11 protein-coding genes and 1 pseudogene are annotated in these 13,055 nt (G+C 54.0%); 11 read left to right on the top strand and 1 reads right to left on the bottom strand.

Features of this window, described 5'->3' with window-relative positions; genetic code table 11:
• The first annotated feature begins 30 nt into the window (after positions 1-30).
• The 9 genes from D5085_17980 (at position 31) to D5085_17940 (ending at position 9,566) form a co-directional block, all read left to right on the top strand.
• Complete coding sequence (locus tag D5085_17980; protein QEP45225.1) at positions 31-381, top strand: DUF4351 domain-containing protein; 351 nt, start codon at positions 31-33, stop codon at positions 379-381.
• Positions 382-554: 173 nt separating this feature from the next.
• On the top strand, positions 555-1,778 hold the full coding sequence (locus D5085_17975; GenBank protein ID QEP44852.1) for a glycosyl transferase: 1,224 nt from the start codon (positions 555-557) through the stop codon (positions 1,776-1,778).
• A gap of 25 nt (positions 1,779-1,803) precedes the next feature.
• Positions 1,804-3,549 carry an alpha-amylase gene (locus D5085_17970; GenBank protein ID QEP44851.1) on the top strand — a complete coding sequence of 582 codons (1,746 nt, stop codon included), beginning with the start codon at positions 1,804-1,806 and terminating at the stop codon, positions 3,547-3,549.
• A gap of 155 nt (positions 3,550-3,704) precedes the next feature.
• Positions 3,705-6,545, top strand: a complete 2,841-nt coding sequence (locus D5085_17965) for a monovalent cation/H+ antiporter subunit A (protein ID QEP44850.1) — start codon at positions 3,705-3,707, stop codon at positions 6,543-6,545.
• Position 6,546: 1 nt separating this feature from the next.
• Positions 6,547-6,867: a Na+/H+ antiporter subunit C gene (locus tag D5085_17960; protein ID QEP44849.1), complete on the top strand. Its 321-nt coding sequence runs from the start codon at positions 6,547-6,549 to the stop codon at positions 6,865-6,867.
• Positions 6,868-6,871: 4 nt separating this feature from the next.
• A complete protein-coding gene (locus tag D5085_17955) occupies positions 6,872-8,380 on the top strand; it encodes a monovalent cation/H+ antiporter subunit D (protein ID QEP44848.1) in 1,509 nt (502 codons plus the stop codon).
• A gap of 1 nt (position 8,381) precedes the next feature.
• On the top strand, positions 8,382-8,918 hold the full coding sequence (locus D5085_17950; GenBank protein ID QEP44847.1) for a Na+/H+ antiporter subunit E: 537 nt from the start codon (positions 8,382-8,384) through the stop codon (positions 8,916-8,918).
• Positions 8,912-9,181 (top strand): K+/H+ antiporter subunit F, encoded by a 270-nt coding sequence (locus tag D5085_17945; protein QEP44846.1) that lies wholly within the window; start codon positions 8,912-8,914, stop codon positions 9,179-9,181. Before D5085_17950 ends, D5085_17945 begins: the two co-directional genes overlap by 7 nt.
• Positions 9,182-9,185: 4 nt before the next feature.
• Positions 9,186-9,566 (top strand): Na+/H+ antiporter subunit G, encoded by a 381-nt coding sequence (locus D5085_17940; GenBank protein QEP44845.1) that lies wholly within the window; start codon positions 9,186-9,188, stop codon positions 9,564-9,566.
• Here the strand turns inward: D5085_17940 and trmL are convergent.
• A complete protein-coding gene (gene trmL / locus D5085_17935) occupies positions 9,517-9,978 on the bottom strand; it encodes a tRNA (uridine(34)/cytosine(34)/5-carboxymethylaminomethyluridine(34)-2'-O)-methyltransferase TrmL (protein QEP44844.1) in 462 nt (153 codons plus the stop codon). The two genes, D5085_17940 and trmL, sit on opposite strands and share 50 nt — an antisense overlap.
• Before the next feature lie 42 nt (positions 9,979-10,020).
• Between trmL and D5085_17930 the strand changes: the two genes are divergently transcribed.
• Both D5085_17930 and D5085_17925 read left to right on the top strand, forming a co-directional pair.
• Positions 10,021-10,992 carry a dihydroorotate dehydrogenase gene (locus tag D5085_17930; protein QEP44843.1) on the top strand — a complete coding sequence of 324 codons (972 nt, stop codon included), beginning with the start codon at positions 10,021-10,023 and terminating at the stop codon, positions 10,990-10,992.
• Between the two features lie 14 nt (positions 10,993-11,006).
• Positions 11,007-12,866 (top strand): annotated as a pseudogene (locus D5085_17925) (MSHA biogenesis protein MshE).
• The last annotated feature ends 189 nt before the right edge of the window (positions 12,867-13,055 follow it).

The raw sequence follows: 13,055 nt of genomic DNA, 5'->3' as shown, positions 1-13,055 counted from the left end.
GATAAGCAACCGCTACAGCGACTGCTAGAGCTGATTGACCTAATCCGGCAAATTCAAGATCGCGCCACAGCGGTAGATGTATTAGAGTGCCTATTGCGCTACTATGTACAAGCCACGGAACGAGTTAGCGAAACCGAAGCGCGTGAAGCATTACAGACCCTACCCGATGGAGAACCACTGATGCAGACATTTATCGATAAATATGTGCAACAAGGCTTGCAACAAGGTGAGGCAAATATACTCATCCGTCTAATGCAAACTAAATTTGGCACGGTACCTAGTGAGGCTATAGGGAGGATCGAACAGGCCGATGCCGACACTTTGCTGCATTGGTCCGAACGCATCCTGACCGCTGAAAAGCCCGAAGATCTATTTCACTGAGTGGGCAATGGATAGCGGTTTTCGGGTTTCGTAGGGGCGGGTTTGAAACCCACCCCCCACTAGATGCCACTCCATCAATCTCTCGCGTCAGGCGTTCGGCTAGTTGGTTGATGAACAGGTCCCATAACAGAGAGCAATTAACAGCATAGATAGCACAGACAGAGGAGTGAACAGTGGCCGATTTTTACCAAAATGGCATTATTACCACGCTGCATAATCTCAATCAGCGTCCGGTGGAGCAGCTAGAGCGAGAGCTGCTGGAGTTCTCCCGCCAGCGGCCCCTAGGGCTGCTGCTCCCTTCGCTCTATTCAGAGCTACAAGGGCAGGCTTTAGAGACCATTGTGACCGAGCTACAGCAGGTGCCCTACTTAAGCGAAATTGTGGTTGGTCTAGATAGAGCCGATGAGAGTCAATATCGCCATGCGCTGCAGTTTTTCTCCCGTCTGCCGCAGCGTGTACGGGTGTTATGGAACGATGGCCCGAGACTGAGGGAGATCGATGCATCGCTAGCGGCGCTAGGCTTAGCGCCTAAGGAGGCGGGCAAGGGGCGCAATGTCTGGTACTGCATGGGCTACTTTCTCGCCTCAGATAGCGTTGAGTCGATCGCGCTGCACGACTGCGACATTATTACCTATGAACGCGATATGTTGGCGCGGCTCATCTACCCGGTGGCGAATCCTAACTATAGCTACGAGTTTTGCAAGGGGTACTATGCGCGGGTTGCCGATGGCAAGATGAATGGCCGCGTCAGTCGGTTGCTAGTCACCCCTCTGTTACGGGCGTTAAAAAAGAGTTTAGGGGCTATCGACTATCTGGAGTATCTCGACAGTTACCGCTACCCCCTTGCTGGGGAGTTTTCGATGCGGCGTGATGTACTGACCGATCTTCGTATCCCTAGCGACTGGGGGCTGGAGATAGGGGTATTGTCAGAGATGAAACGCAACTACGCGACCAACCGTCTCTGTCAGGTCGATATTGCCGAGTGTTATGACCATAAACACCAGCAGCTCTCGGTAGAGGATCAGCAGCAGGGGCTATCGAAGATGTCAGTCGATATCGCCAAAGCGATCTTTCGTAAACTAGCGACGCATGGGGTGGTGCTCTCGTGCGAGACTTTTCGTTCGATTAAGGCGGCCTACTTTCGGATTGCGCTCGACTTTGTCGAAACCTACCGTAACGATGCGATTATGAACGGGTTAGACTATGACACCCACCGCGAAGAGCAGGCGGTGGAGCTCTTTGCGCAAAATATCATTACCGCCGGCGATGCCTTTCTTGATAATCCGATGGAGAAGCCGTTTATTCCCGCTTGGAATCGAGTGGTGAGTGCAGCGCCCGACATCTTCTCCCGCTTACTAACGGCAGTGGATGCCGATATGGCTGAATATGGAAATTAACCTAAAGCGATAGGGAGCAGCGACCGTGCAGACACAACTAGATGATATCACCACTCGACTACAGCACCACCTGTGCCAGATCTACGGCGAGCAAGCCTACCTGCCTGAATTGGCGCAGCAGTTACTAGCTCTAATGGGGGTGGCGGCGGCGGCTGAACCGTTGGTGCCGAATCAAAATCGCTGGAGTCAGGCCGATATCGCCCTCATCACCTATGGCGATACCCTACAGGCACCGGGGGAGAAGCCGTTAAAGACGCTGCACCGCTTTTTAAATCGCTACCTGCGTCAGAGCATTAACTCTGTCCATATCCTACCCTTCTTTCCTTGGAGCTCTGATGACGGCTTTGCCGTTATCGACTATCTGCAGGTGAATGAGGCGTTAGGCGAGTGGCCCGATATCGAGGCGATTGCCCGAGACTACCGGCTGATGGCCGATGTCGTGATTAACCACTGCTCTAGCCGCAGCCGCTGGTTTGAGAACTTTCGTAAGGGGGAGGGGGTTGGCTGCCACTACTTTATTGAAGCCGATCCTGAGGGGGACTACAGCGAGGTTGTGCGGCCACGCACCACACCGCTCCTGCGCGAGGTGGAGACGCGACAGGGGAAAAAGTATCTTTGGTGTACCTTTGGCCCCGATCAGATCGATCTTAACTTTGCTAATCCGGCGATGTTAGCTGAGTTTGTGACCATTATTCGCTACTATCTCGATCGGGGGATAACCATTTTTCGTCTTGATGCGGTCGCTTTTTTGTGGAAAGAGAACGGCAGTAGCTGCATTAATCTGCCGCAGACGCACGAAGTGATCCGCCTGCTGCGGCTGTTAATTGAGCAGCGGAACCCGCAGGCGATGGTGATTACCGAGACCAATATCCCGAATCGGGAGAACCTCTCCTATTTTGGCAACGCCAACGAGGCGCACGCCATCTATAACTTCTCTCTGCCGCCGCTGTTGCTGCATACGCTAATTAGTGGCGATGCGACCCATCTAAAAACTTGGTTAATGAGTATGCCGCCGGCGCAAAATGGCACCTGCTACTTTAACTTTATCGCCTCGCACGATGGTATCGGCCTGCGACCGGCCGAGGGGTTACTGAGCGATGAGGAGTTAACGACTCTGACTACCACCATGGAGCAGTTTGGCGGACGGGTCTCGTGGCGCTCGCTGCCGGGGGGGGAGAGGCGCCCTTATGAGATCAATATTAGCCTGTTCGATGCCCTCTCTGGGAGTGCTGCGGGGAGAGATCGCTGGCAGATTGAACGCTTTATCGCCGCCCATGCGATTATGTTGGCGTTAGAGGGGATCCCCGCTTTCTATATCCACTCGCTTATCGCCACCGGCAATGACTATAAACGCATGGAGCATAGTGGCCATAACCGCCATATTAATCGCCACCAGTGGTCGATGGCCCATCTAGAGGTGCTGCTACAGGATGAGACGAGCCGTCAGCGACAGGTGCTAGATCGGTTGCGGCGGTTAATTGCTCTGCGTAAACGGCAGCCGGCGTTTCACCCTAATGCGACCCAGTTTACCCTCCATTTAGGCTGTGCCATCTTCGCCTTTTGGCGTCAGAGCCCTGATCGGCGGCAGAGTATCTTTGCGGTTAATAATATCAGTGCCGAGCCGCAGCTATTTCGCCTCTCGGAGCTCAATCTGATTGTGACCGATGAGTGGCAGGATCTGATCAGTGGCTACCGCTATCAGCAGTTTAATGAGACGGTGGAGTTAAAGCCCTATCAAACTCTCTGGATTACCAATGTGGTGTATGAGTAGGGGGGATGCCTAACTTCCATAGAGGTTGTTGCAATCTATAGCGGTGCTGGATAGAGAATAGTCGATAGAGGGCTAATTTTGCTGTCATTGCGAGGAGCGTTCGGGTTAGAATCGGCGCTAGGTATTTAACTGATGACAGGGCGGTTGCTGTTTAGATGATATCACCGAGTTTTTCGTTACCGACTGTGGTACTGCTGCCATTTATTGGCGCAGTGGTTGTGGCTTGGCTTGCCGGAAAGAATCGAATCGCTAGCGCTTGGGGGGCGGGGCTGTTTACGCTGTTGGCGCTGCTACAGCTATTGCAGCTACTTGAGCCTGTCATGGCTGGTCAGACGCTGGTGCAGTCGTGGCGCTGGATCGACTCGATTGGGCTGTCGTTCGCGTTTCGGCTCGATGGCCTAGCGCTACTGTTTGCGCTGCTGATTTTGGTCATTGGCCTGTTGGTTATTCTCTATGCCCGCTACTATATCTCCTCTAAAGATTGTATGGGGCGCTTCTATGGCTACCTGCTGCTCTTTATGGGCTCGATGCTGGGGATTGTGCTGTCGGAGAATCTGCTCCAGCTAGTGCTCTTTTGGGAGTTAACCTCCCTGAGCTCATTTTTGCTCATTAGCTACTGGCAGTATCGCCCCGATGGTCGCGATGGGGCAAAAATGGCGCTAACAGTGACCGGTGCAGGTGGTTTGGCGCTATTAGCTGGTGTACTGATGTTGGGCCATATCGTGGGTAGCTACCAGTTGAGCGAGGTTCTGGTTCAACGGGAGCTTATTATCAACCACCCGCTCTACACCCCAATGGTGGTGCTGATTCTGCTTGGGGTGTTTACCAAATCGGCACAGTTTCCGTTCCACTTCTGGCTGCCGCACGCGATGGCGGCACCGACGCCGGTTTCGGCCTACCTCCACTCGGCGACGATGGTTAAGGCGGGGATATTTCTCTTGGCCCGCTTCTTTCCGGTACTCAGTGGCACTCCCGAGTGGACAGTGCTGGTCTCGACCGCCGGCATGGCAACGCTGCTACTAGGCGCCTTTACTGCGCTGTTTCAGCACGACTTGAAGGGACTACTGGCCTACTCGACGATTAGCCATTTAGGGCTGATTACGCTACTGTTCGGCTTTTCGACCCCCTTAGCGGCGGTGGCGGCTATCTTTCATATTATTAACCATGCGACCTTTAAGGCGTCGCTCTTTATGGTGGCGGGCATTATCGACCATGAGACCGGTACCCGCGACATGCGCCGCCTGCACGGGTTGTGGCACTACATGCCCCATACGGCGACCTTGGCAATGGTGGCCGCCTCGGCGATGGCCGGCGTGCCGCTACTCAACGGCTTTTTAAGTAAGGAGATGTTTTTTGAACGCGCCTTGACCGATAGTGGTATCTTTAATTTTATGATCCCACTGTTAGCAACGCTAGCTGGGGTCTTTTCGGTCGCCTACTCGCTGCGTTTTATTCACGATGTCTTTTTTGGTGGCAAAAATCACCATAATCTCGACAGAGTGCCGCATGAGCCGCCTCGGTTCATGAAAATTCCGGTCGATATTTTAGTGATCGCCTGCTTTGCTGTCGGAACGCTGCCATTCTATACCGTGGCACCGCTGCTAGCGGTGGCGGTCACCGATGCGTTGCAAGCCCCCCCGCCAGACTACTCGCTGTCGCTGTGGCACGGCTTTACGCTACCGCTACTGATGAGTGTGATCGCCTTTGTCGGTGGCATAGCGATCTATTTTCGGCGTCAACGGCTGTTTGCATGGTACGAACGGGTGGTGCAGCCGATAGATGCTAGAGTCCCCTATAGAGCCTTGGTTGAGTCGCTCTTTACGCTGTCGCAGTGGCTGACCTCACGGGTTGATCGCGGCTCGTTACAGAGCATGGTAGCGACGCTCATGGTCACTGCTCTGATCGCTCTAGGAGCGGGCTTTCTCCTCTATGGTGACTCCCCCTTGTGGGGTGAGCGGGAGCTGTTGCCGTTCGATTGGGTGGCGCTAGTGGCGCTTATCATCCTGCTGACGGCGACTGCGGTGACAGTCCATCTACATCGACAGCGCTTTATTGCCCTCATGACGATAGGCGTGGTGGGGCTGATTGTGACTTTAGTCTTTGTTCGCTTTTCAGCCCCCGATCTGGCGATGACCCAAATTAGTGTGGAGGTGGTGACAGTGGTGCTAATTCTGCTGGCACTCTACTACCTGCCGCAGTCCTGTCTGCCGCACGAGTCGAGTCGTTTACGAGTCTGGCGTGACTGGCTGCTCTCTATCGCCTGTGGTGTGGGGGTGTTTATCTTGACGATGGCGGTGTTGACTCGCGAAGTGGACTCCATTGGGAGCTACTTTCTTGAGAACGCCCTGCCCGGCGGTGGGGGGACTAATGTGGTGAATGTGATTTTGGTCGATTTTCGTGGGTTTGATACCTTAGGTGAGATTACCGTCTTGGGGCTAGCTGGGTTAGGCATCTTCGCTATGCTACAGGGGCTGCGCCTCTATGCACCGCAGCAGAATGAGGAGGGGCTGCCGTGGTCGCATGTGATGCATCCGCCGATGATGAAGATTTTAACACGACTCATTTTGCCGTTAATGCTGTTAGTGGCAGTCTATATCTTTTTAAGGGGGCATAATCTACCAGGAGGGGGGTTTATCGCCGGCCTCATTGCCGCTGTATCGCTCATTGTGCAGTATTTGGTTAACGGTATTGAGTGGACTAGCGCTAGATTACGGTTTGAGAAAGATGGCCTCATTGCGCTAGGGCTGCTGATTGCTACCGTGACCGGAGTGGTCTCAATGGCGTTAGGCTACCCCTTCCTCACCTCCGCCTTTAGCTATCTCCACTGGCCGGTGGTGGGAAAATTTGAGATAGCCAGCGCTATGGCGTTCGATTTGGGGGTCTTTCTGGTCGTGGTTGGGGCAACGGTGCTTATTTTGGTGGAGTTGGGTAAGCTGAGTCTCCAATCGCAGCGCTATTCGGCTGCGCTGCAGAGTTCAGCTAGCGAGGAGGAGTAGTATGGAGATTGTTCTAGCGCTCATGATTGCCATTTTAACGGTCGCTGGGGTCTTTTTAACCCTGCGGGCACGCACCTACCCAGTGGTGCTGGGGTTGACGCTGCTCGCCTATGCGGTGAATATGTTTCTGTTCGCGATGGGGAGATTAACCTTAAACCAAGCCCCTATTTTACAGCCGGGTGTGGTTAACTACGCCGACCCGCTGCCCCAAGCGCTGGTCTTAACGGCGATTGTGATTAGCTTTGCGATGACGGCGTTTGTGATTGTGCTCTCTTTGAAAGCTAGAGGCGAGTTTGATAGCGATCATGTTGATGGGAAGTAACTGAATGAACCACGCACCGATTCTACCTCTATTATGGCCGCTGTTGGCTGGGGTACTACTGCTACTGCTACAGCGACTGATGCCGGGGTGGCTACGGCTCTTTTCACTACTGGCGACGGCGTTTGGGTTGGTGCTTGCCCTCTATGCATTGCAGCAGGCGTTGCAGCAGGGGGCGCAGATCTATGCGTTAGGGAGCTGGTCGCCCCCTTTCGGGATCATCTTGGTACTAGATCCACTATCGGCGCTTATGGTGGTGGTGACCGCGCTGTTGGCACTTATGGCGCTGTGGTATGCCGTTGGCCGAGGCACCGATCGAGAGGGGCACTATTTTCATGTGCTGTTTCAGTTCCAGCTATTTGGCATTAATGGTGCCTTTATGACTGGCGATCTATTTAACCTATTTGTCTTTTTTGAGGTGCTGCTACTCGCCTCCTATAGTCTGCTGCTCCATGGTCAGGGGCGGCAGCGGACTCGGGCAGGGCTCCACTATGTTGTCGTTAATCTGGTCGGTTCGACACTGTTTCTGTTTGCTATCGGTACCCTCTACGGCATGACCGGAACGCTCAATATCGCCGATATGGCGCTACGAATTGCCCAGCTACCCTCTGAGAGTGTCACCGTGGTGGCGGTCGCGGGGTTGATGCTGCTGGTGGTGTTTGGACTGAAGGCGGCGGTTTTTCCGATCTATCTTTGGCTACCTAGTGCCTACCACCATACCTCCGCCCCGGTGGCGGCGCTATTTGCGATTATGACTAAGGTCGGTATCTATGCCATTATTCGAGTTCATGGTACCCTCTTTGGTGCCGAGGCTGGTGAGCTAGCTGGACTCCATGCGCCGTGGTTACTCGCGCTTGGGTTAGTGACTCTGGTGATGGCAGCGTTTGGGGTGATGAGCGCGGTCGATATTCGACGGCAGATCGCCTATCTGGTGTTAGCGTCGGTGGCGCTACTACTGGTGGCAGTGGGTATCAATACCCCACAGGCACTCAGTGGCGCGATCTACTACACGGTACACTCGACGCTCATTGCCGGCGGGCTATTTTTACTGGCCGATCTGCTGATCCAGGGACGGGGTAGCGCGATGATTACTAAATGGATGCCGCCCTTTACCCATTTAGTGTCGCTTGGGGCGCTCTTTTTTCTGTTCGCTATTGCCGTCTCCGGTCTGCCGCCGCTATCGGGATTTTTGGGTAAGGTGATGATTTTGAAAGCGGCCTTGTTACACCCGCAGGCGATGTTAATTATCACTGTGGTGCTGATAACCACACTGTTAATGGTGGTGTCGTTAGCACGAACCGGCTCGGCGCTCTTTTATGAGACCCGTGCTGAGAGTGAGACGACAGAGTTTCACTGGTCGTGGCTGATGTTAACCCCAATATTGGTTCTGTTGGCGGCCTCGCCGCTACTGGTGGCGTTGGCTTGGCCGATGACGCAGTTAACTGATCAGATTGCCGCTTCGCTATTTGAGGGTAGCCTCTATCTTGAGGCGGTGCTACCACAGGAGGTTCGTTAAGATGGATAGAGCGGTAGAGAGCTCCCCCCCCCCCTCCCAACAGGAGCGGCGGCGACTGTTACCCCACCCGATTCTATCGCTGCTGCTGCTGCTAGTCTGGCTGCTATTGAATAATACCGTTGCGCCGGGCCATGTCGTACTCGGCTCGCTGTTGGCGATTGTGATTCCCTTCTTTACCTCTTCGTTTTGGGATGAGCCGGTCCATTTTAGACATTTTACGGTTTTTATTCGCTTTATTGCGCTGGTGATGGTCGATATTGTAGTTGCCAATATCATTGTGGCCAAGCAGGTGCTCTCTCCTAACCACCACCTAAAACCGGCGCTGTTTCAAGTGCCGCTCGATATTCGCGATCCGGTCGGTATTAGTGTCTTGGCGAGTACTATCTCCTTAACGCCCGGCACAGTGAGTTGCGATTTAAGTGAAGATCAGCGTTTTCTGATTGTTCATGGCCTCTCGGTCGATTCGGTCGAAGAGGAGGTCGCTTTAATTAAGCAGCGTTATGAGAGGTCGTTAATGGAGATCTTTGATCCATGCTAAGTTATATTTTGCCGTTAGGCTTTTTTCTGGTCTCTGTCGCGCTATTACTGAGCCTCTATCGTCTGATTCGGGGGCCGAGCTCGCCCGATAGAATTTTAGCGCTCGATACGCTCTATATTAATACCATTGCCCTGTTAATTATGGTCAGTCTCTACCTAGAGAATGGGCTCTATTTTGAGGTGGCGCTACTCATCGCTGTGATGGGGTTTATTGGTACCGTGGCGCTAAGTAAGTATCTGCTGCGCGGCGATATTATGGAGTAGGCGGATGGTCTTTGAGCTAATTATTTCGCTATTGGTGTTATTGGGGTCGTTTTTTGTGTTAGTCGGCTCTATCGGCTTAGTTAAGCTGCCCGACTTCTTTACTCGGCTCCATAGTGCGACTAAGGCAACGACGCTTGGGGTGGGATCGCTGTTAATCGCCTCGACCCTCTACTTTATCTTCTACAGCTCTGAACTGAGCCTACATGAGGTGCTCATTGCGATGTACCTGTTTGTTACCACCCCGATTAGTGCCCATGTGATGGCCAAATCGGCGCTCCATCTACAGCATCAGCGGCGCGAGCGGTCGCAGTCAGCGACCGATGAGGAGTTATCGCCTAGCCAATCGACTCAAAACCGAGCTGCCGTAGCGCCTCGTAGAGGATAATCGCACAGGCGTTAGAGAGGTTGAGGCTGCGACTTTGGGCTCGCATCGGAATACGGATTTGAGTGCTACTGAACTGCTGCCGTATCTCATCGGGTAGGCCACGAGTTTCGGGGCCGAACAGTAGCGCATCGTTAGAGTGATAGCTCACCTGATGGTAGTGCTGTTTGGCCTTTGTGGTACAGGCATAGAGGGTGTTAAAGCGGTTCTGTCGCCGGCACTCCGCTAGCGAGGGGTAGCGACCGACCGAGGCAAATTCGTGGTAGTCGAGTCCAGCTCGGCGCAGGCGGCTATCTTCCCACTGAAAACCTAGCGGCTCAACGAGGTGCAGGCGGGCACCGCTATTGGCACAAAGGCGGATAATATTACCGGTATTGGGTGGAATTTCTGGCTGGTAGAGAATAATATGCAGCATTGTTGTAGATAGATTCAGGTTGAGGATGGCCCATTATCTCCTATGAGTAGTGAACAAGCGAATAGTTTGCCCGCGTTAGCGCTCGATTTTTGTGGTCTGTCGATGAGCTCGCCGCTAGTGCTGCTCTCTGGCTGTGTCGGTTTTGGGGAGGAGTACACCCGTATCGAAGGGTTCTCTAATCGGGAGGTCGGTGCCGTCTGCCTTAAAGGGACGACGCTAGAGCCACGGCTCGGTAACGCACCGCATCGCCTCTATGAGACGCCACAGGGGATGTTAAACGCTATCGGTCTGCAAAATCCGGGGGCGCGATATGTGGTCGATACGATCTTGCCGCAGCTCGATTTTAGTGAGACCCGCTTTATTGCTAACCTCTCCGGCTCTACGCTAGAGGAGTATGTTGAGGTGGCGCGAATTTTTGATAACTCGCCCATTGATGCGGTCGAGATCAACATCTCCTGCCCTAATGTTAAGCGCGGGGGGGCGGCCTTTGGCAACGATCCTGAGATGTCAGCGAAAGTGGTCGCGGCCGTGCGCAAGGTAACTACTAAGCCGTTGATTACCAAACTCTCCCCGAATCAGACCGATATTGCCGACAATGCCCGCCGCTGTCTTGAGGCCGGTAGTGACGCTCTAGCGGTGATCAATACCTTAATGGGGATGGCTATCGACATCAATGCTCGTCGTGCGGTGCTAGGTAACAATCAGGGGGGGGTATCGGGGCCGGCGATTAAGCCGGTGGCGCTATTAAAAGTGCATCAGGTCTATCAGGTATGCAAAGCGCACCAAATTCCGATTATCGGTCAGGGAGGGGTGAGTTCGGCGAATGACGCAATTGAGTTTCTAATCGCCGGTGCGACAGCGGTAGGGGTCGGCACGGCGCTATTTTACGATCCACTCATCTGCCCAAAGATTAATCGAGGGATCGCCGACTATCTGCAGCAGCACCAGCTCAGTTTGAGCGAGTTGAGAGGGTCACTACAGCTCAACACCCAAACGCCTAGGTGTGGCTGCTAACTGCACGCTAACGACTGTCGATGAAACAGAAACTGCGTTTAGGTGATCTACTGGTCGATAACGGCCTGATTACCGAAAATATGTTAATGGCTGCCTTAGCGGCCCAAAAACAGAGCAAACTAAAGCTCGGCAAGCAGCTAATCGAGCTGAAGTACATCTCCGAAGATCAGCTACTGGAGTTTTTAGCTCAACAGCTAAAGCTACCCCAAATCGATCTGCGCCACTTTCAATACAACGCCGAAGTGGTCAATCTGATTCCAGAGCATACCGCCCGCCGCTATCGCGCCGTGGCGTTAAGTATCAACAAGAGTACCAACACCATTCTGGTCGGCATGGCCGATCCGACCGATATCTTCGCCTACGATGAGCTAAGTCAACTCGTCCAGCCCCATAATCTGGAGCTAGCGATTGTGCGTGAGGCCGATCTGGTCACCACGCTCGATACCGTCTATCGCAGCAGCGGCAGTGCGGTACTCGACTCGCTAGCCGAAGAGCTCAATCAGGAGCTGACCGCGACCGACTACACTCTCGAAGATCTCCTCTCGACCTCCGATACCAGCGAAGCACCGGTTGTGCGGCTGCTACAGAGTATCTTCGATGATGCCGTGCATGTCGGTGCCTCTGATATCCATATCGAGCCGGATGAGAGCTCCCTACGGATTCGGCTACGCATCGATGGCCAGCTACAGGAGCAGGTGATGAAGGAGAAGCGTATTGCTGGCGCGTTGGTCTCACGGTTGAAACTGATGTCGGGGCTCGATATCTCCGAAAAGCGGCTGCCGCAGGATGGGCGCTTTAATATTCGCGTGCGCGATCGCAGCATCGATGTGCGGGTCTCGACGATGCCATTAACTTCGGGTGAGGCGGTGGTAATGCGGCTGCTAGATCAGACCGGCGGCACCTTGCAGTTGAGTAAAATCGGCATGCCGGCGGAGATCTTAGAGCGCTTTAAGCGCCATATCCGCAAACCGCACGGGCTAGTGCTGGTGACCGGGCCGACTGGAAGTGGTAAGACCACCACCCTCTATGGCGCACTAACCGAGTTGAACGAGCCGTCGAAGAAGATTATTACCGTCGAAGATCCGGTTGAGTATCGTCTGCCACGGGTGAATCAGGTGCAGGTGAACGCCCAAATAGGGTTAACCTTTGCCACTGTGTTGCGTACGGCGCTGCGACAAGATCCTGATGTCGTGCTCATTGGCGAGATGCGCGATCAGGAGACCGCCGAAATCGGCCTTAGAGCGGCGATTACCGGCCACTTAGTCCTCTCGACGCTGCATACTAACGATGCGGTTAGCACTGCGATTCGATTAATCGATATGGGGATCCCCGGCTTTATGGTCGCCACCTCACTAGAGGCGATTATCGCTCAGCGGCTGGTGCGGCGAGTATGCGATAACTGTGTGTTGGAGCACGATCCTAACCTTCAAGAGCACGGCTGGCTGGTGGCGACTTTAGGGGGCGAGGCGGGGCTAGAGGGGCTGACATTTAAGCAGGGGAGCGGCTGCCACCTCTGTAATAATACCGGTTACCGCGGGCGAATTGGGGTCTTTGAGCTACTGGAGATGAGCGACGATATGATCGATGCACTGCGAATGAACGATACAAACGGTTTTGCTCGGGCGGCGTTAAACGATCCCGACTTTACCACCCTATCGATTAATGCCCTTGAGTATGCGAAGCAGGGGGTGACCACCTTAGAGGAGGTGATTCGGATATCGGGGGACGATTCGCTTTCGCAGCTTAAACGGCAGCAGCAGAAGACAGAGAGGGAGGCGGTGGCACCGGTAGCGAACTTATCGACACCAGTACCGACGCCGACACCAACATCTAGCGCCATCGCCTTTGAGCCGCTAGAGCCGCTGCCAGAGAGCCTGTTTGAGGCGATATCCCAACCTGACACCGATACGGCGACGACAGTCTCGTTTGAGCTACTAGAGCCGCTACCCGTAGCACCTGAGCCGCAACCATCGCCCCAATTTGAACCGCTAGAGCCACTAGAACCACTAGAACCACTACCCGAGCCTGCACCTAGGGCACCTGAGCCACCGCCCAAACGGAGC

The sequence above is a fragment of the Ectothiorhodospiraceae bacterium BW-2 genome (assembly GCA_008375315.1).
Lineage (GTDB): Bacteria > Pseudomonadota > Gammaproteobacteria > Thiohalomonadales > Thiohalomonadaceae > BW-2.
The sequence above is the reverse complement of the archived record's forward strand: the minus strand, read 5'-3'. Positions and strand labels throughout refer to the sequence as shown.